General features: G+C 53.3%; 20 protein-coding genes. 17 read left to right on the forward strand and 3 right to left on the reverse strand.

The annotated features are described in order from the left end of the window. Positions 1–16 precede the first annotated feature (16 nt). The 10 genes from atpA (at position 17) to NMQ00_RS02475 (ending at position 10,003) form a co-directional block, all read left to right on the forward strand. Positions 17–1,525 (forward strand): F0F1 ATP synthase subunit alpha, encoded by a 1,509-nt coding sequence (gene atpA / locus NMQ00_RS02430; protein WP_131436381.1) that lies wholly within the window; start codon positions 17–19, stop codon positions 1,523–1,525. Positions 1,526–1,561: 36 nt separating this feature from the next. Continuing rightward, positions 1,562–2,419, forward strand: coding sequence for an ATP synthase F1 subunit gamma (gene atpG, locus NMQ00_RS02435; protein ID WP_021066139.1), 858 nt, complete (start codon positions 1,562–1,564; stop codon positions 2,417–2,419). A gap of 34 nt (positions 2,420–2,453) precedes the next feature. After that, positions 2,454–3,872: a F0F1 ATP synthase subunit beta gene (atpD, locus tag NMQ00_RS02440; RefSeq protein ID WP_021066140.1), complete on the forward strand. Its 1,419-nt coding sequence runs from the start codon at positions 2,454–2,456 to the stop codon at positions 3,870–3,872. Between the two features lie 28 nt (positions 3,873–3,900). After that, positions 3,901–4,311, forward strand: a complete 411-nt coding sequence (locus tag NMQ00_RS02445) for a F0F1 ATP synthase subunit epsilon (RefSeq protein WP_021066141.1) — start codon at positions 3,901–3,903, stop codon at positions 4,309–4,311. 171 nt (positions 4,312–4,482) lie between these two features. Next, positions 4,483–5,679 carry an EAL and HDOD domain-containing protein gene (locus tag NMQ00_RS02450; protein ID WP_255177771.1) on the forward strand — a complete coding sequence of 399 codons (1,197 nt, stop codon included), beginning with the start codon at positions 4,483–4,485 and terminating at the stop codon, positions 5,677–5,679. 197 nt (positions 5,680–5,876) lie between these two features. After that, positions 5,877–6,095, forward strand: coding sequence for a DUF1146 family protein (locus NMQ00_RS02455; protein ID WP_214719349.1), 219 nt, complete (start codon positions 5,877–5,879; stop codon positions 6,093–6,095). 243 nt (positions 6,096–6,338) lie between these two features. Continuing rightward, the gene (murA, locus tag NMQ00_RS02460) at positions 6,339–7,640 is read left to right on the forward strand and encodes a UDP-N-acetylglucosamine 1-carboxyvinyltransferase (RefSeq protein ID WP_255177772.1); all 1,302 of its coding nucleotides are present in this window, start codon (positions 6,339–6,341) and stop codon (positions 7,638–7,640) included. A gap of 77 nt (positions 7,641–7,717) precedes the next feature. After that, positions 7,718–8,704: a rod shape-determining protein gene (locus NMQ00_RS02465; protein ID WP_214751084.1), complete on the forward strand. Its 987-nt coding sequence runs from the start codon at positions 7,718–7,720 to the stop codon at positions 8,702–8,704. Between the two features lie 102 nt (positions 8,705–8,806). After that, positions 8,807–9,241, forward strand: coding sequence for a DUF4275 family protein (locus tag NMQ00_RS02470; RefSeq protein WP_255177773.1), 435 nt, complete (start codon positions 8,807–8,809; stop codon positions 9,239–9,241). After that, a complete protein-coding gene (locus NMQ00_RS02475) occupies positions 9,242–10,003 on the forward strand; it encodes an SDR family oxidoreductase (protein ID WP_255177774.1) in 762 nt (253 codons plus the stop codon). A 363-nt stretch (positions 10,004–10,366) separates the two neighbouring features. On the opposite strand, the gene NMQ00_RS02480 is transcribed toward NMQ00_RS02475, so the two are convergent. Together NMQ00_RS02480 and NMQ00_RS02485 are read right to left on the reverse strand one after the other, a co-directional pair. Beyond that, on the reverse strand, positions 10,367–11,146 hold the full coding sequence (locus NMQ00_RS02480) for a response regulator (protein ID WP_255177775.1): 780 nt from the start codon (positions 11,144–11,146) through the stop codon (positions 10,367–10,369). Beyond that, entirely contained in the window at positions 11,127–12,938 is a 1,812-nt protein-coding gene (locus tag NMQ00_RS02485; protein WP_255177776.1) for a sensor histidine kinase, read from the reverse strand. The genes NMQ00_RS02480 and NMQ00_RS02485 overlap by 20 nt, the downstream gene beginning before the upstream one ends. 181 nt (positions 12,939–13,119) lie before the next feature. On the opposite strand from NMQ00_RS02485, the gene NMQ00_RS02490 reads away from it, so the two are divergent. The 4 genes from NMQ00_RS02490 (at position 13,120) to NMQ00_RS02505 (ending at position 17,897) form a co-directional block, all read left to right on the forward strand. Next, positions 13,120–15,051, forward strand: a complete 1,932-nt coding sequence (locus NMQ00_RS02490; RefSeq protein WP_255177777.1) for a sensor histidine kinase — start codon at positions 13,120–13,122, stop codon at positions 15,049–15,051. Between the two features lie 119 nt (positions 15,052–15,170). After that, the gene (locus NMQ00_RS02495; RefSeq protein ID WP_255177778.1) at positions 15,171–15,944 is read left to right on the forward strand and encodes a flagellar hook-basal body protein; all 774 of its coding nucleotides are present in this window, start codon (positions 15,171–15,173) and stop codon (positions 15,942–15,944) included. A gap of 11 nt (positions 15,945–15,955) precedes the next feature. Next, on the forward strand, positions 15,956–16,735 hold the full coding sequence (locus tag NMQ00_RS02500) for a flagellar hook-basal body protein (RefSeq protein ID WP_255177779.1): 780 nt from the start codon (positions 15,956–15,958) through the stop codon (positions 16,733–16,735). Between the two features lie 64 nt (positions 16,736–16,799). Further along, complete coding sequence (locus NMQ00_RS02505) at positions 16,800–17,897, forward strand: glycerate kinase (protein WP_255177780.1); 1,098 nt, start codon at positions 16,800–16,802, stop codon at positions 17,895–17,897. Positions 17,898–17,924: 27 nt separating this feature from the next. On the opposite strand, the gene mscL is transcribed toward NMQ00_RS02505, so the two are convergent. Next, positions 17,925–18,302 (reverse strand): large-conductance mechanosensitive channel protein MscL, encoded by a 378-nt coding sequence (gene mscL / locus NMQ00_RS02510; protein WP_255177781.1) that lies wholly within the window; start codon positions 18,300–18,302, stop codon positions 17,925–17,927. A 206-nt stretch (positions 18,303–18,508) separates the two neighbouring features. Between mscL and NMQ00_RS02515 the strand changes: the two genes are divergently transcribed. Genes NMQ00_RS02515 through NMQ00_RS02525 form a run of 3 tightly spaced genes read left to right on the forward strand, consistent with a single transcriptional unit; the run spans position 18,509 to position 19,658 of the window. Next, complete coding sequence (locus tag NMQ00_RS02515; protein ID WP_214753720.1) at positions 18,509–18,760, forward strand: DNA-directed RNA polymerase subunit beta; 252 nt, start codon at positions 18,509–18,511, stop codon at positions 18,758–18,760. A 13-nt stretch (positions 18,761–18,773) separates the two neighbouring features. Next, positions 18,774–19,196 carry a 3-hydroxyacyl-ACP dehydratase FabZ gene (gene fabZ / locus NMQ00_RS02520; RefSeq protein WP_021066156.1) on the forward strand — a complete coding sequence of 141 codons (423 nt, stop codon included), beginning with the start codon at positions 18,774–18,776 and terminating at the stop codon, positions 19,194–19,196. Positions 19,197–19,208: 12 nt separating this feature from the next. Next, a complete protein-coding gene (locus NMQ00_RS02525; RefSeq protein ID WP_255177782.1) occupies positions 19,209–19,658 on the forward strand; it encodes a hypothetical protein in 450 nt (149 codons plus the stop codon). The last annotated feature ends 38 nt before the right edge of the window (positions 19,659–19,696 follow it).

A 19,696-nucleotide genomic window follows, 5' to 3' on the forward strand; every position in this document is an offset into this window, starting at 1 on the left:
AATAGGGGTGAATTCAATGACGATCAAAGCTGAAGAAATCAGCGCCCTGCTAAAAGAGCGGATCGCTTCGTACGGTTCTGAAATCGAAGTCAGTGAGACAGGTACAGTCATTCAAGTAGGTGACGGTATCGCTCGTGCATACGGACTCGATAACGTTATGGCGGGGGAACTCGTAGAGTTCTCTAACGGCGTAATGGGCTTGGCGCAAAACTTAGAAGAAGGTAACGTCGGGATTATCATCCTTGGCGACTACAAAGGCATCAAAGAAGGCGACTCGGTAAAACGTACGGGCCGCATCATGGAAGTTCCAGTCGGTGAAGCGCTCCTCGGACGCGTCGTCAACCCGCTCGGACAACCAATCGACGGTCTCGGACCGATCGTGACGGACACATACAACCCGATCGAGCGTAAAGCTTACGGCGTTATGGCCCGTAAGTCAGTTCACGAACCGCTCCAAACTGGGATTAAGGCGATTGACGCCCTCGTACCAATCGGGCGCGGACAACGTGAGCTCATCATCGGTGACCGTCAAACTGGTAAGACTTCGATCGCAATCGATGCGATCATCAACCAAAAAGAAGAAAACATGATCTGTATCTACGTCGCAATCGGTCAGAAAGAATCGACTGTCCGTGGCGTAGTTGAGACGCTCCGTCAAAACGGCGCCCTCGATTACACGATCGTTGTTTCGGCATCGGCTTCACAGCCAGCCCCACTTCTTTACCTCGCACCATTCGCAGGGGTATCGATGGGTGAGTACTTCATGGACCGCGGACAACACGTCCTCGTCGTGTATGATGACCTCTCGAAACAAGCGGCAGCTTACCGTGAGCTCTCGCTTCTTCTCCGTCGTCCTCCAGGCCGCGAAGCCTACCCAGGGGATGTCTTCTACCTCCACTCACGCCTTCTTGAGCGTGCGGCGAAGTTGAACGACGAACTCGGTGGCGGCTCGCTTACAGCTCTTCCATTCATCGAGACACAAGCGTCGGATATCTCGGCTTACATCCCGACGAACGTAATCTCGATCACAGACGGTCAAATCTTCCTTCAGTCGGACCTCTTCTTCTCAGGGGTACGTCCAGCGATTAACGCCGGTCTCTCGGTATCGCGTGTTGGTGGTTCGGCTCAAGTGAAAGCGATGAAGAAAGTTGCTGGTACGCTCCGTCTTGACCTCGCGTCATACCGTGAGCTCGAAGCGTTCGCCCAGTTCGGGTCGGACCTCGACAAAGCGACACAAGCGAAGCTCAACCGTGGACAACGTACCGTTGAAGTCTTGAAACAAGACTTGAACGCACCGCTCTCGGTCGACAAGCAAGTCATCATCATCTACGCACTCACGAAAGGTCATCTCGATGACGTCCCAGTCGAAGACATCCGTCGTTTCGAAACAGAAATGAACGCATGGCTCGACCAAAACCGTGCGGACCTCTGCCGTGAAATCCGTCAAACAGGAAACCTTCCTGCTGACGAGGCGATGGTCGATGCGCTTACGGAATTCAAAAAGACGTTCTCGCCATCGGTTTAATCCGGTGACGAGCGTCTATTAAGGTGGTGAATCGAAATGGCATCATTACGTGAGATCCAGATGCGGATCACCTCGACCCAAAGCACGAAGCAAATCACGAAAGCGATGAACATGGTGTCGGCCTCGAAATTGAACCGCGCTCAAGGGAGCAACGCCAACTTCAAGCCGTACATGACCAAGTTGCAGGAAGTCATCTCGTCGATTGCCGGCGGTACTTCAGGCGCAACACACCCGATGCTTCAAGTCCGTCCCGTTAAACGGACCGGCTATATCGTCATCACGTCAGACCGCGGACTTGCTGGTGGATACAACGCCAGCGTCCTTCGTGACGTGTATCGCGAGTTGAAAGCCAAACACGGTTCAACAGACGAATACCGTCTGTACGTGATCGGGAAGGTCGGCGTTCAGTTCTTCAAGGCCCGTAACATTCCGGTGTACAGTGCCATGACAGGACTCAACGACCAGCCATCATTCGTTGAAGTCGCAGAGATCGTCAAACAGACGGTCGGCGCGTTCAGTGAAGGCGAGATCGATGAATTGAAGCTCTGCTACAACTCATTCATCTCTGTCATCAGCCAAGAAGTGAAGATTGATCGATTGCTTCCGCTTGGGAATATCGAACAGACCGCATCTAATGTGATGTATGAATACGAACCAGAAGAAGAAACGATCTTAGCAGCGCTTCTCCCGCGTTACGCGGAAGGACTCATCTATGGCGCGCTCCTCGATGCGAAAGTATCGGAGCACGCGGCTCGGATGACGGCGATGTCGAACGCGACAGACAACGCGGATGAACTCATCCGTGGACTCAAGCTCAAGTTCAACCGCGCGCGTCAAGCGGCGATCACACAAGAAATCACAGAGATTGTCGGAGGTGCGGCTGCGCTTGAATAAGCGCACGCCCTCTAGATTGTAGGAGGCTAACACGATGAACGAATACGGCATGAAAGGCCGCGTAGTCGCAGTCATGGGCCCAGTTATCGACGTTAAGTTCGACAACCACTTACCGAACATCTATAACGCCCTTAAAGTCACGCACGTGGCTGAATCGGCACAAGATGTCAGTGTCGACTTGACGCTCGAGGTGGCGATTCACCTTGGGGATGACACGGTCCGTACGATTGCGATGGACTCAACGGACGGCGTTCGCCGCGGCATGGAAGTACTTGACTTAGGTTCACCGATTTCAGTACCAGTCGGAGAAGAGACGCTCGGTCGTGTCTTCAACGTACTTGGTAACCCGATTGACGATAAAGAAGTGTCACCGACTGTCCGTCGGTCACCGATTCACCGTCTCGCACCGACGTTCGATGAGTTGTCGACAAAAGTTGAAATCTTGGAAACAGGAATCAAAGTCGTCGACCTCCTCGCACCATACATCAAAGGTGGTAAAATCGGCCTCTTCGGTGGTGCCGGTGTAGGTAAAACCGTTCTCATCCAGGAACTCATCAACAACATCGCGCAAGAGCACAGCGGGATTTCTGTATTTGCAGGAGTCGGTGAGCGTACGCGTGAAGGAAATGACTTGTTCCACGAGATGACGGACTCAGGCGTTATCAAGCAAACGGCGATGGTCTTCGGTCAGATGAACGAGCCGCCGGGCGCGCGTCTTCGCGTAGCCTTGACGGGTCTCACAATGGCAGAGTACTTCCGCGATGAGCAAGGACAAGACGTTCTTCTCTTCGTCGATAACATCTTCCGTTTCACACAGGCAGGTTCGGAAGTTTCGGCCCTTCTCGGTCGGATGCCATCTGCCGTAGGTTACCAGCCAACACTCGCAACGGAAATGGGTATGCTTCAAGAGCGGATCACGTCAACAGCTAAAGGATCGGTCACATCGATTCAAGCGGTTTACGTACCAGCCGATGACTATACTGACCCGGCTCCAGCGACAACGTTCGCTCACCTTGATGCAACGACGAACTTGGAGCGTCGTCTTTCGGAGATGGGGATTTACCCAGCCGTTGACCCGCTCGCATCGACTTCACGTGCCCTCTCGCCTGACATCGTCGGACCTGAGCACTACGAAGTAGCCCGTAACGTCCAGCAAACGCTTCAGCGTTACAAAGAGCTTCAAGATATCATCGCAATCCTCGGTATGGACGAGTTGTCTGAAGACGATAAGCTCACGGTTCACCGTGCGCGTCGCATTCAGTTCTTCTTGTCACAAAACTTCCACGTGGCTGAGCAGTTCACAGGCCAAAAAGGTTCGTACGTACCAGTTAAAGAGACAGTTCGCGGCTTCAAAGAGATCCTCGATGGTAAACACGATGATCTTCCAGAAGATGCATTCCGTCTCGTTGGTCCAATCGAAGACGTCATCGAAAAAGCGAAGACGTTGGTCTAAGACCTACACGGAAGGGGGAAACTAGACGATGAATACTCTTCACGTCAACGTCGTCACCCCGGATGGTGCAGCCTATGAGGGCGAGGCACGGATGGTCGTCGCAAAATCGGTGACTGGTGAACTCGGTATCTTACCGAAACACATCCCGATGGTGACACCGCTCGATATCTCAGTTCTCAAACTGCGCCACGAAGATGGTGGACGCACGCTGATCGCACTCAGCGGCGGTTTCATGGAAGTTCGTCCCGACACGGTGACGATCTTAGCTGAAACAGCCGAAATGGCGGATAAGATCGATTACGACCGCGCTTCTGCGGCGAAAGTTCGTGCCGAGCGTCGTCTTCAAGACACGAAGCTCTCGGACCTCGAATTCCGTCGCGCGGAGCTCGCGCTCAAAAAAGCGATCAACCGCTTGAGCATTCGCGATATCAAAGAATAACCAAAATCTCTCCTGCAGCCGCAGGGGAGATTTTTTTGTGGATGGACCGAACGAATCAGTTTCCTTCTATATATAGGTCAAAAGCATCAAAAGTTTTGTGACCAAATAGTGGAAGACAGACGTCCCTTATCCGATAATATAGGTGGGAACTACGGTAAAGGAGCTAAAGGGATGAAAGTTTATGTTGCGCGCCAACCAATCTTTGACCAAAAATTACGCGTCTGTGGCTATGAACTATTATATCGCCGCAGCGAGAAAAATATATTTGAACACGTCGACGATTCTCTTGCGACCGCCGACGTGATTCATAACGCCTATCTCGTCTTCAACTTTCGTGAGTTGACGGAAGGGACGCGGGCGTTCATCAACTTTCCGCAAAATTTGATCGAGAGCGAGGTACCGGCGTTGTTGCCGCGGCAGACGCTCGTCGTCGAAGTGCTCGAGCACGTTGAACCGACGGAAAAAGTGCTCGCCGCCTTGCGCTCGTTGCGCCGGAAAGGCTATACGATCGCCCTCGACGATTTCGTGTTCGAAGAGAAGTATCGGCCGCTGATCGGACTCGCCGATATCATAAAAATCGATTATCAGGCGACGCCGGTCGACCAACAGAAGCGGCTCATCGACGCGCTCGGCCATCGCATCGAATTTTTAGCGGAGAAGATCGAGACGCCGTTCGAGTATGAGATTGCTAAGAAGCTAGGCTATCACATGTTCCAAGGCTACTTCTTCAGCCGGCCGACAGTCGTCCACGGTGCCGAGGTTCATCCGCTCCGACATACGCTCACGGAAGTATTGAAAGAACTGGATCGGCCGGAACCGAACTTCAGCCGCATCGCCAGCCAAATCGAACGGAGCGTCGACTTGTCGTATAAGATGCTACGCTCGGTCAACACGGTCTACCAAAAAGGGCGTCATACGATCCAATCGATTGAACAGGCCGTCGCCCGAATCGGACTTGATGAGATGAGACGCTGGTCATACTTGATGCTGCTTCGAGAACTGCAGACGTCCGAGTCGAAAGAATTGATTAAACAGAGCGTCATTCGCGGCAAGATGATGGAGCTGATCGCTGACGAGACGTTGCCGCATGTGACAGCGTTCGATGCATTCATCACCGGGATCTTCTCATCTCTCGACGTCATCTTAGACGAAGAGATGCAGTCGCTCGTCTCGGAACTTCCGGTCGAACCGATCGTCAAAGCGGCGCTCCTCGGGGAAGATAATGAGTTGCGCGGTTTACTCGAGATGGTCCTCGCCTACGAACAGTTGACGGTGCACGTCGAGGAGACAGCACCGGACTTGTCACGTTACTATGTCGAGGCGATTCGATGGAGTCAAACTTATGATGCTGAAGTGAATAATGTTTGAAATGTTGAAGGGACGTCAATTACTGTACTAAGGCCATGCGCCGGTTGACGTTCCTTTTTGTATGCGGTTTATGGAGGAAAGCGAGTTGATCGGATGAACCCATTCAACCACTCACTTGAACGCTAAGTCTTTTTTTCTATGACGCGACATGCTATGATTAAAAATGGTACGAATTTTTGAAAAGAGGGGAATCGTCGATGCTGAACACCGTGTTATCGCTCTTCATTTACGTCGTAGCGATCTACGTCGCTTGGTGGGCACTCATGCCGGTCAAATGGGACCGCTTGCTCAATCAAGTGAGGAGTCCGCAAGCTGCTGTCTTGCGCGTCCTCGTGGCCGTCGTCTTCGGTTCACTGATCGCCCAGTTCTTTTTGGAGTATATCCGATTGGCCCAGGCGCTCGCACCATTACAGTAGGCAGGAGAAGGATTACCAAACTGTAATCCTGCTGTAACGTTTCTTATATGTTTATCGTGTAGGATAAATTCGTCTGACATGACGAATTTTCATCAGAATTTTATGAGTGCTTTTATTATTAATTTTCTCTCTGGTGAAGCGTCACGTGTTACAAACTATCATAGTAATCGACATAACCACATCCGGTAACGGATATCGACGTATAAAACAAAAAAACAACGAAGTTGGAGGACAAAGAGAGATATGAAGGATTTGATTGTAGTCCGTGGAGGACGTAAATTGTCAGGTACTGTGCGTGTTGAAGGAGCTAAAAACGCCGTACTCAAAACATTGGTTGCCACTCTTTTAGCAAGCGAAGGAAAGTCGGTACTTCAAAACGTGCCACGCCTCGCTGATGTGTACACGATTAATAAAGTACTTCGCCACCTCGGTGCAGAGGTTGCGTTTGACGAAGTAAATAACGAAGTCACTGTCGATGCGTCGGGCACAATCAAAGACGAGGCGCCGCTTGAGTACGTCCGCAAGATGCGTGCTTCGATCCTTGTCATGGGTCCTCTCCTTGCTCGCCTCGGGCATGCGCGGGTCGCGATGCCGGGCGGATGCTCAATCGGTTCACGTCCGATTGACCTCCACTTAAAAGGTTTCGAGGCAATGGGCGCGAAGACGGTCATCGGCAATGGTTTCGTCGAAGCTTCGGTCGACGGTCGCTTGAAAGGTGCGAAGATCTACTTGGACTTCCCATCTGTCGGCGCGACAGAGAACATCATGATGGCGGCAGTCCTTGCTGAAGGGACGACAGTCATCGAGAACGTCGCCAAAGAACCTGAAATCGTCGACCTTGCCAACTTCTTGAACGGCATGGGCGCACACGTCCGTGGTGCCGGTACAGAAACGATTCGAATCGAAGGCGTGGAGAAACTTCACGGCGCTGAGCATTCAATCATTCCTGACCGCATCGAAGCCGGTACGTTCCTCGTCGCTGGAGCGATCACAGGCGGCGACATCGAAGTCATCGGCGCTGAGCGCGAGCACCTTCGCCCGCTCATCTCGAAGATGGAAGAAATGGGCGTCAAGTTCGAGGACACTTCGGAAGGCATGCGTGTCATCGCACCGGATGTATTAAAGCCGGTCGACGTGAAGACGATGCCACACCCAGGTTTCCCGACAGACATCCAAGCTCAAATGATGGCGCTCGTCTTGAAAGCCGGCGGCACATCGGTCATCACGGAAACGGTGTTTGAGAACCGCTTCATGCACGTGGAAGAATTCCGCCGCATGAACGCAGACATTAAAATCGAAGGACGTTCAGCCATCATCAAAGGCGGCGTTCGCCTCCAAGGTGCTGAAGTCGTCTCGACTGACCTTCGTGCCGGTGCTGCGCTCGTCCTCGCTGGACTCATCGCGGACGAAGAGACACGCGTTGGTGATCTCTACCACATCGACCGTGGCTACGTCGACTTCCACAAGAAACTTCAAGCTCTCGGTGCTGACATCGAGCGCATCGAAGGTACTGTCGAAGTTGCCGAAGAAATGGTGAAGAACTAATTAATAGACTCATAGGAGCGAGGAGAGACTCTTCTCGCTCTTTTCAATGAAGTAACGAACGGAGGAACCTACACACCATGTTTTCAAAAGATATCGGGATTGATTTAGGAACAGCAAACGTCGTCATCCACGTCAAAGGTCGAGGCATCGTCCTCGACGAGCCATCCGTCGTTGCCATCAAACGTTCGACAGGGAAAGTCCTCGCTGTCGGTACCGAAGCGTATGAGATGGTCGGACGTACACCAGGTGACATCGTCGCCATCCGTCCACTCCGTGACGGCGTCATCGCCGACTTCGCGACAACCGAAGAGATGCTTCGCCATTTCGTCGAGAAGATTCAGGTCCGCGGTTTCTTTGGCGGCATCCGTATGCTCATCTGTACGCCAGCGAACGTGACACCGGTCGAAGCGAAGGCCATCCGTGAGGCGGCCGAGAAAGCCGGTGCCAAAGAAGTCTTCCTCGCCGTAGAACCGAAAGCAGCAGCCGTCGGTTCGGGCATGGACATCTGGAAGCCGGTCGGCCATATGATCGTCGACATCGGTGGCGGGACGACAGACGTTGCCATCCTCTCGATGGGCGATATCGTCTGCGGCGAAACGATTAAAATCGCCGGGGACCGTTTCGATACGGACATCCTCCGCGCCATCAAGGACAAGCATAAGCTTGTCATCGGTGAGCGGACGGCCGAGCAAATCAAGAAAGAGATTGCGACGGTCTTCCCAGGCGGCCGTAACGAGACGATGGATATCCGCGGTCGTGACATGGTGCGTGGGCTTCCGCGTACGGTAACGATCACGTCGGAAGAACTCCGTGAAGCGATGGCCGAGTCGGCGAACGAGATCGTCGAAGCGACGAAGCGCGTCCTCGAACAGACGCCTCCGGAACTTGCGGCCGATATCATCGACCGCGGCATCATCATGACAGGTGGCGGCTCGCTCCTCCACGGCATCGATCAGCTCGTGGCCGAGCGTGTCGGATTGCCGGTCATGATCGCCGAAGAGCCGACGCTCAGCGTCGCGCACGGCACGGGCATCATGCTCGAGCACTTGGATCGTTTGAAGTAATATCATCTAAAGGTACGGCGTCTGCGGGCGTCGTGCCTTTTTTGCGTTCAAGACTGTCCGAATTTCCTGGAAATGGATAGACTGAAGAAGGGAGGGATGTCGATGAATCCATTGATTGAGAGATTGACGTCGAAAGGGGTCGAGGTCACAGAGATTGGAGGCCGTGGCCAAGAAGCGCGTCAGACGTGGTTAACGCACTTCATACGACCTAAACAGCCGACACGACTTTCTCCTTATCTGTGGGAGGATATCGTGGTCGGGACTGACGGCTGTCTCGTCGGAACAGCCGCGGATCAAGCGTTCGAACGGGCCGCGAAGTGGAAAGCGCTGCTCTTCTTTCAGCATTCGGACGATATGCTCGAGCTCGATTTGACGCAAGCCAAACCACTTGCGAGGAAAGACTTGATTGCCGCAACGATGGACTATGCGGATATCTATATCGTCGATCCAGCTTACACATGGACGTATGTCATCCCACATGAAGCGGATTGGGGACCGTATTTTCTCACCAAATCAGGGACGAAAGGGGATGATTGAATGACACGACCACTCACACTCATTACCGGTGTCAGCCGGAGGCAAGGTATCGGGGCGGCGATTGCGCGAAAACTCGCTATGGCAGGCCACGACTTGTATCTCACGCACTGGAGCCCGTTTGACGGAACGGACGGCGTCGGGGCGGACTCTGAATTCATCGACGGCTTCGTCGACGAATTACGGGCCTCAGGGACCCGCATTGCCCATGAGCCGTACGATTTGTCGTCTGGAGACGTAGAAGGGTTGCTCGATCGCGTCGAAGCGGCGCTCGGTACTCCGAGCCGTCTCATCAACAATGCGACGTATGAGCGGCATGTGAGCGTCGACACGTTCACGACCGAGACGCTCCGTCGCCATTATTTCGTCAACAACGAAGGGACGCTTGGCCTGACGTTCGCCTTCATCGAACGTTATAAACGGGCGGGGCATACGGACGGACGCATTCTATTCATGGTGTCCGGGGGCGCAGATGCATCCAATTTGGCCTATATCGCCACGAAAGGCATGTTGATTGCCATCACGCCGGCGCTCGCCAACGGGGCCGGGCAGTACGGAATCTCTGTGAACGCGCTCGATCCGGGTCCGACCGATTCGGGTTGGATTGATGACGCGCTCCGTGAGCAGCTCGTACCGCTATTCCCACATGGACGTGTCGGGACACCCGAGGACACGGCCCGCTATATCGCGTTCCTCATGGGGCCGGACGGAGCGTGGGTCAACGGGCAACATCTTCACGTCGACGGTGGCTTCGTCGGACGATAAAAAGAGCTTGTCCCATATATAGGAACAAGCTCGGGTTGTGAACGAACCGATTCGCCAAACAGCGAGTTGGTTCGTTTTTAATGGGGGCGACGATGTATAGTTGCCGTCTCTTGTGTTCAATGGTCGTTACGTGAATGAAGAGCGATAGATATGAAAAACGGCCGCCTGAAGGCGACCGTTCGCGTTGCTCGTCAAGGGCGCCCCGACTCCGACAGGAAAGCAATCCGACGGAGACCCAGCAGCGACGTGAGTCGCGATGCGGCTCCGGGATTGCCTGCGGAAAGCGTGGGCGCCGAAAGACGAGCAGGATGTTTCATAGTGGTCAACGAGCTGAGCTTCTCCTGAATCGGGACAAGCTCTTTTTCAATGCCACGTGTAGTCTTTGTCGACGAAGAGACGGGCGTTCAAATCTGCTTGTGGGAACGGTTTGTGCTTCGCGTCCAGCCAATCATGGTAATCGCATAGACAGACGTCGTCCAAGTGAAGCGAGTAGCCGTTATTGATCGTCTGGACCGAGATGCTCAAATCGTACTCGGCGAGCGTCTTCTTCAACCGATAGACGAGGTTATAGACGTTATGGAGCGCACGTTGCGGCTCGTCGATGTCCGGGTACAACGTCTCGGCGATCAGCCATTTGTTGACGACTTTATCACGATGGAAAATCAAGTAGGCGAACAGTTCCTCGGTCTTTTGTGTCGGCCATTTGACGAGGTCGCCGTCTTGCGTCTTGACCGAGAAATGATCGAGACATTGAATCGTACACGTCCGGTGATGTTCGGTCGACATGGTCTCCGTGTATCGTTTCTCGACGCGGGGGATGAGGTCGTGAATCATCTGTTCGGTAATCGGCTTGAGCAGATAGTGCGTCGCCTGCAGGTTGAACGCATCGACCGCGTATTGGCTATGCGCCGTGGTGAAGACGACTTGAGTCGTCTCGGGAAGCCGTTTGGCGAAATCGAGACCGTTCATCTGAGGCATCTCGATATCGAGGAAGACGAGATCGACTTCCTGGTCGGCCAAAAATTCGAGCGCTTGGAACGGGTCTTGGAACGAACCCATCCATTTCAAGTTCGGTTCGGCTTGGATGAGGCGCTCCATCATCCTCAAAATATGATGTTCATCTTCAATCAAAATCGTGCGCATGTTGCGGATTCATCCTCTCTCGTTTTGGGAGTCGGATATGCACATGCGTACCGACCCCTGGTTCAGAATTTAATTTGAACGTGGCACCCGGTAAAAAATCGATACGGTTTCTGACGTTCGGGATGCCGATTCCATTCGACCGTCTTAGATGAGGCGTTGGGTCGAAGCCGACACCGTTATCGGCGATTCGGATATCGATGGCATCGTCTGAAGACTGGACCGATAACATGAGTCGTTTGACACCTTTTTGCTTCATCAGCCCATGTTGGACCGCGTTCTCGACGAGCGGCTGTAACAGGAGAGGTGGGATTGAAGCATCGAGCACGGATTCATCGATATCTTTTGTAATGGTGAAGGCGTCGTTAAAGCGGGTCTGCTCAATCATCAAGTATGAGTCGATCACCTCGAGTTCCTGTCTGAGCGAGATGTCGGTCTCCGTGCGACCGTTCTCGAAGATGAAACGGACGTACGTGCTCAAATGACCAAGCATTCGTGCCGCCTCGGTCGGTGCCGTATAGCAGAGCGCGATCACGTTCCCAAACGTGTTATATAGAAAATGTGGTTTGATTTGGGCGTTGAAAAATGAGATCTCACTTTGGTTTGCAAACGTCTGCACTTCACGTTTCTGTCGTTTGTCGGTCGACAAGTGAATCGGGAGCAACGTGAACATGAGCAAGAAATAAATAAGTGACATGACACTCGTATACAGTTCTTGATTCGGATGATCAATCAACGCATTCAAGAGCTGCCCCATGTAGCCGATAATGAGCGCTACCGTGAACACTAAAAATTCAAACGGGTAGCCGTCATCTTTTCGTTCGAACAACCAGTTGATGTTCAGCCCGGTCCAAAAGAACGTGATGAACAGGACATACAGCCAAGCGAATTGATCGAATATCGCATGGGCACCGAAAGGCAGTACTAACGCGATCAAACTGAGTGCGTAAAATGGATAAGAGACGTACTTCAAAAAGTGGCGGAACGGGACGCGCTCGAGTTTGAGCGCGAAGTTGATGAGCATGGAAACGCTCAAGAGCGCTGTGATCAAGTTTAATTTATGGGCAAAAACGTAAGTCATCAGTGGAATCAGTTCAAAGACAATCATTTGATCGCTCGTCAGGAGTGTGACACTGACAAGGAAAAAGAAGGCGGCCCCATACAGATACAGCGCTTCTTTGCGATGAAACAGCCATACGATTGCATAGAACGAGAAAATGAGTAGCGAAATGAGGATGATGACAAACTCATAACTGAAATACTTATTGTGGTACGTCATCATATTGCTGGTTGGGCCGATGAGCAAGCTGTCCGAAACACCGGTCGCAAGTTCAGCGGTCTCGTTTGTCTGAATCGTCAAGCGGAACGTCGGATTATGCGTATCAAGGAGAACGAGGTAGGCATGCCGAGGGTCTTCATCTGTCGATGCGTAGACGGGTGAGACGGTTTTTCCATCAATGAGAAGGTTGATATGAGGATGGTTGCGCGGGACGCGTAGCGCATATTGACCAGGTGGCAGGCTAATGTCGGCCTCGTAGGTCGCCATTTTGTGCGGCGTCACATGCGGGACTCGTCGATAGGATTCACGATCGACGCGATCGAGAAAACTCGATTGAAAGCGCCATGTCCCATCGAGACGCATGATGTTTTCGGTCACGCGAGAATCGGTCAAGTCGGCCGTTCCTTGCGTGACGGTGACTGAGTCGTCGATAGGTTGTCCTCGCGTCAAGGCGAACCCGCCTGCGAACGCGAAGAGAATCATCAATACGACCAGTCCAATCGATTTAGGGGTCATCTGCATATTCCCTTCGTGATTTGTGAGTTTCTTGTGAGAAACGAGCGATATACTGACACTAATCGTTCACATATAAACGTGACGAATGTTTTCTTATCGTACACGAAACTGACTTTTTTGAATAGCCGAACATACTGAATTGCCCAAGCTAATAGATATCCGATAGGAAAGTAGGTCACATATGAAACGCTGGATCGAACAACGAATTAGCCGCCAAGTGCTCACCGTGTTTTACGTATTAATCGCTTTGATCACGTTGACGTCGCTCGGCACATACTTTTATACCCAACAGGCGATCCGCGAAACAACGATCGAGCTCGAGCGCATCAGTGAACAACGATCGCGGGCGACCGATTTGTTCGAGACATGGCAGTCGATGCAATATGAGATGCGCGGTCACGTCTTACTTGGAGATGACGCATTACTAGGGGAAGTCAAACGAGCCCAAACGCGGATTGACGACCAGACGAGCTGGTTCGAACAGAACTCCGAGACGAATGAAGAGACGACGTTCGCCGAAGATGCGCGTCTTTTGTTCACCATCTATACGACGCGCGTCATGCCCGGCCTCGAGCGCTATGTCGTTGCGAAAACGAATGGAGAGGTCGATGAACCGTTTTTACAGATGGCGACCGTCGGCCAGCTTATGCCGAAGAATGCGACTTCGACCCAGACCCGATTTAAATTGAATTCGAAAAGTGCGGCCGATATGAGCGCAAGCATCGTCGATATGGAGTCGGTGTTCACGGATTATCGCTCCGAACTTGATTTCCAAGAGACGGGATTGCGGGAGGAACTGTCGGAACAGCTCGCCAAAGCCCAATGGATATGGCTCCTCATCTTGCTTGGCGCCTTATTCATCCTATTCGTCAGCTTACAACCGTACATCGTGCGCTTGACGAAACAACTACAAGCGCTCATCACGAACAGTGAGCGGCTCGCGGTCGACCCGCACGCCACGCTCATTCCAATCAAGCCGCTCCAAAACGAGGTCGGTCAACTGTCGAAATCGTTCACGGAGATGTCGAGCTCATTGATTCATCAACATACTGAACTCGAGAAAGAGCGCGAGAAGACGGCTCGGATTCTCCATATGATGCGCGACGCGATCGTCTTTGTCGAGGTAGACACAAATCAACGCTTCGCCAATGAGGCGCTGTTCGAACTGTATGAGCAGCCGTTCCCGTTCGGGGACCGTCAGAGCCTATATCCGATTGACGCGTTTTATGAGCCGTTCATGGATCAAATCGATGATCAAGATGGTCTCAACCGGTTCACGCACCGGGCGAAGAACTGCGGAATCTTCGATGAGACGTTTACGTATTCGATGCAAGGGGGAAGACGTATCATACGGATGTACGCCGAACCGATTGAACTGCAGGACGAACGTTTCGGCGTGATGTTTGTGTCGCGGGACATTACGAAAGAGATTGAGATTGATCGCTTGAAGACGGAACTCGTCGCGACGGTCTCTCATGAACTTCGGACCCCGCTCACATCCATTCTCGGTTTTACCGAACTGCTTGAACATCGTCACGTCGACGAAGAGAAGCGAAAACGCTACTTGAGCATGATTCATAGCGAGACGACCCGGCTCGAGCGGCTCGTCAGCAACTTGCTCGATGTTCAGAAGATGGAGGCCGGTAAAGCGGAGCAAGACTTCAAAGTCGAGAGTTTGTTCGAACTGTTGTCGGACGTTCTTGAGATTCATGCTGGTTCGACTGAGTTGCACGCGTTCCATTTCGACTGTGATGAAACGCTTCGTGTCTCTGGAGATCCGGCGCAACTGCGTCAAGTGTTCTCGAACATCTTGAACAACGCCATTAAATATTCACCCGACGGCGGCAATGTCGCCGTCAACGTCTCGTGCGAGGACGATGTCATCCGGATCGCCATCGAAGACGAGGGTATGGGTGTGGCACCCGCAGATGCCGAACGACTGTTTGAGAAGTTCTACCGTGTTCAGAACGAGCAGAGCCGCAATATTGGAGGCACCGGCCTTGGGCTTGCCATCTGTAAAGAGATCATTGAATCACACGGCGGGACAATCAGCGTCCGTTCAGAACTTGGGAACGGGACGACGATGATGGTCGAACTCCCGATTGTCGCTTGATGCAAAACCACTTCACCGCGAAGTGGTTTTTTTACTTTTTTTCAAAAAACGGTGAATGAAACGTTCCTTTGGTACGATATACAGAGTGAAGACTTTGAACGACGAAAGGAAGACGAACCATGTTACGCGGATTATATACAGCGGCGGGCGCGATGAACGCGCTCCAGCGCCAACAAGAGATTTTGAGCAATAACCTCGGTAACGTCCGGACACCAGGATTCAAGGCGTCGAACGGCGTCGTCCGCTCGTTCCCTGAAATGTTGCTCGCCCAAGTGAGCCACCCTGGGAATGCGCAATCACGCGTCCAAGGTGAGGTCGGCACGTTATCGACAGGTGTCTATCTTCAAGAGACGATGCCTCGGTTCTCGAGCGGGAGCATCTCGGAGACGGGCAGCCCGACCGACGTATATATGAAGGTGCCGGCTGATTTTACCGGTGCGGCCATGTTCGCCGTCGAACAGAATGGCGAGACGCTCTATACGACGAATGGACGGTTCGCGGTCGACGAGGAGCGCTTTTTGCGCTCGGCGGATGGCGGTTATATCCTCTCTGACGCAGGCGAGCGTATCCAGCTGCCATCAAGTGAGTTCACATTGTCAGGCGACGGACAAATCACGTCGCTCGGCGAGAATGTGGCGACACTCGGTGCCGTCCAAGTTAATGACTTAGCGACGCTTGAGCAAGTCGGGAACGATTACCGGGTCAACGGAGACGCACCGCCAGCAGCGAACGTCCAGTTTCAACAAGGATTCATCGAAGAGGCGAACGTCGACCTCGATCGGACGATGGCCGACTTGATGACGACGTACCGTCAGTTCGAGGCGAACCAAAAGGTCGTCCAAGCGTATGACAAGAGTGCCGAGCGGGCCATTGAAATCGCTCGGATTCGTTAAGGAGGAAGCCCATGCAATCGATTTATAACTCGGTCTCGTCGCTCACCCAACTCCAACGTCAACTTGACGTGACGGGCCATAACATCGCAAACGTCGATACAGCCGGCTATAAGCGGGAACAGACCCACTTTGCCTCGCTCTTGTCGCAGGCGTACGACAATCAACCGCGAGCCGAGCTTGAAGTCGGACGTGACACCCCAAACGGGATTCGCATCGGCGTTGGCGGCCACGTCGCTGACATCAGTCAACAGTTCAATATCGGCCAAATCCGGAAGACGGACCGTGGCCTTGATGTGTTCTTGAAAGCGAGCCGCCAGTTCTTCGCCGTCGAGACAGAAAACGGTATCGGATTGACGCGAAGCGGGAACATGCAACTGTCGGTCGGTGACACGACGACGCTCGTCGATGTGAACGGAAACGCCCTCCTTGGTGCGGACGGAAATCCGATCGTCATGCCGAACGAGGCGACGGCGCACCGCGTCCGTCAAGACGGCATGGTCGTCGCCAGCGTGAACGGCGTCGAGCAAGAGTTCGGCCGTCTCGATATCGTCGAGGTACGTAACACGTCAGCGCTCCGTCCACTCGGCGACAACGTCTATGCCGCTGACTTGGGGGCGGATATCGATCGTCCACTCGGTAATCTGTTGATTGAAGGGACGCTCGAATCGTCGAACGTCGATTTGACGAAAGAGATGACCGACATGACAATCACGCAGCGCGCGTATCAGATGAACTCACGGGCGTTGTCGATGAGTGACCAGATGATGGGGCTCGTGACATCACTTCGTTAACCACGGACCGTTCTTCCTCGGAAGGGCGGTTTTTGCGTTACACTGAATAAGAGGAGGGATGGACATGCGGATTGTCGTGGCGATGGATTCATTCAAAGGGGCGTTGACGAGCGTGGAGGCGAATCGGGCGGTGCACGAGGCGCTCGCTGGGCACGACGTCGTCGAGGTGCCGATCTCAGACGGCGGCGAAGGCTTTTTAGATGCGTGGCTCCTGACACATCCGCATGCCGAGACCGTCACGCAAGACGTCATGTCGCTTGATGGGACGATGCGGCAAGCCCGGTATGGCTGGTCGGAACGAACGCGCGAGGCGGTGATTGAAGTCGCCGAGGCGTCCGGGCTCACCCTCATCGACGTGCTCGACCCGTGGCGTTACAGTTCGTATGGGACGGGGCTGCAGATTAAAGATGCACTCGAGCGCGGAGCGGAGCGCATCACCGTCGGCCTCGGTGGGAGCGCGACCGTCGATGGGGGGAAAGGCTTGCTCGAGGCGCTCGGTGTTCGCTTCTTCGATGAGATGGGATGTGTCATTGGATCGTTCCCGCATCACATCGAACGCGTCAGTCGGATCGACTGGTCGAGGCTGCTCCCGGAAGCGCATCGTGTCGAATGGCGCATCGCCTCGGACGTGACGAATCCATTGCTCGGACCAATGGGAGCGACGGCCGTGTTCGGACCGCAGAAGGGACTGGCCCCACAAGACGTCGTTAGCTACGAGGAACGACTTTCCTCATACGCCCGTTGTTTCGAACGTGATTTGACCACGCGGCCTGGGGCGGGCGCAGCCGGAGGCATCGGCTTCGCGCTCTATCAGCTCGGTGCCGAGTACGTGAGCGGCATTGAAGAAGTCATACGCTGGTCGAACCTGGAGAAGAAACTGCGCACGGCCGACTGGTTGATCACGGGAGAAGGTCGCTTCGATGATCAATCCCTCCATGGGAAAGCGCCGTATGGTTTGGCGTGCCTTGCCCACGCTTATGGTGTCCCGACGCTCGTCTTCACCGGGCAAACAGACGTAATCGCAGTTCCGGACGCCGGAATCCGTGCCGTGTTCCCAATCATTTCCCGGATAGTGACGCTCGCCGAGGCGATGCACCAGGCAGAACCGCTTCTCACGGACGCCGTCAGCCGAGTGATGTCGATCCTCGACAAAAACGCCTGAACCGAAGTCGGTTCAGGCGTTAATACGTTATGGACGCTCTTTTAATAGATCCCGAATCTCCGAGAGAAGCTGCTCTTCACGCGACAGTTCCGGTTCTGGTTCCTCTTCGACCGCTTTCTCACGTTTCAGACGGTTCAACGTCTTGACCATCATGAACAAGGCGAAGGCGATGAGAAAAAACTTAAGGACTTCTTGCAGGAAGTTACCGTACGTCACGTTCACGCCAAGCACCGACACCGCGAGCGTCGAGAAGTCGATACCGCCGATAAGGATGCCGAGGAACGGCATGAAGATATCGTTGACGAGCGACGTGACGATGGCCGTGAAGGCGGCCCCGAGGATGAAAGCGACAGCGAGGTCAATTACATTGCCTTTGATTGCAAACTCTTTGAACTCTTTCCACATAAAAATAAACCCTCCTAAACGATGAATACTCTTACGGTAGCACAGCATAGACGGAAGCGGACAGCATTTTTCACAGAAGCGTCGCTCGTGCCTTAGGCCGGGCGCTTGTTCGACGTATGGTAGATACGTTACACTTATATAGAACTCATGCAACAGTTTTATTACCTGGTACTAATATGTTATAATTAATTCAGCTGAAAGGATGTATGGACGTGGCGAAGGAAGAACAAAACGGCTCGGAACAGACCGAGTCCAAAGAGCGGACGGAGCGGAAGCGATTGTCGAACCATCGACGTTTTCCGATTTTGTTACGCGTCATCGTTGTCCTGTTGTTGGCTTTCGTGATGCTTGCGATTGGGGCCATCATCGGGTACAGCGTGATTGGCGGAGGCGAGTGGAAGGACGTGTTCAACATCGACACGTGGCGCCATATCACCGATTTTTGGCTAACATCATAAGGGTGGTGGAACCATGTACACGATTGAACAGATTAAAGAAGTGATCCCGCATCGGTACCCGTTCTTGCTCATCGACCGAATTCTTGAAGTCGAAGAAGGCAAACGGGCTGTTGGATTAAAGAATGTGACAGCGAATGAAGAGTTCTTCAATGGACATTTCCCGGACTATAACGTCATGCCTGGCGTCTTGATCGTCGAAGCGCTCGCGCAAGTAGGCGCGTTCGCGATGCTCAAGCAAGAGTCGAACCGCGGCAAGCTCGCGTTCTTCGCAGGCATCGACGGATGTCGCTTCAAACGTCAAGTCGTCCCGGGCGATCAATTGCGCCTCGAGGTCGAGATTTTGAAAGTGCGCGGACCGATCGGTAAAGGACGCGCCGTGGCGACAGTCGATGGAGAAGTTGCTTGTGAAGCGGAACTCACTTTCGCCTTGAAGTGAGGAGAGAACGTGATGCGCGTATTGGTGATTGCCTTGATTCTCGGATTGGCGACCATCGTCGGTTGCCAACAAGTGCAAGATGACCAGGTTGAAGAGAACGTCGTGTTCGAACAGGACGTCGATGATGCGATGATCGACAAACGGGCCGGCCAATCGGAATCGATTGCCGTCTCGCTCGAGCGGACGAACAGCTCGACGATGCTGTTCACGATCCGGATGCTCGAAGACCGTCGCCTCGACCCGACGACAATCATCAGTTATGAGGTTGACGGCGTCCGTGTCCCGATCCCGTTCGGAGAACTTGTCGCCGAACGCGAAGGAGACGTTCGAACTTACGTCTATCAAGCGGATTTGAACCCTGACTTATTCGTCACCGAGACGCTTCCACTTTTCCATATCGGAGAAGAAGGCGAGGCCGAAGTGTCGATGCCGCTCGAGGTTGTGAATTCGACAAATGAATGAACGAACGGATGATTTTTGTCGAAAATCATCCGTTTTTT

This window comes from Exiguobacterium aurantiacum (assembly GCF_024362205.1).
GTDB lineage: Bacteria > Bacillota > Bacilli > Exiguobacteriales > Exiguobacteriaceae > Exiguobacterium > Exiguobacterium aurantiacum_B.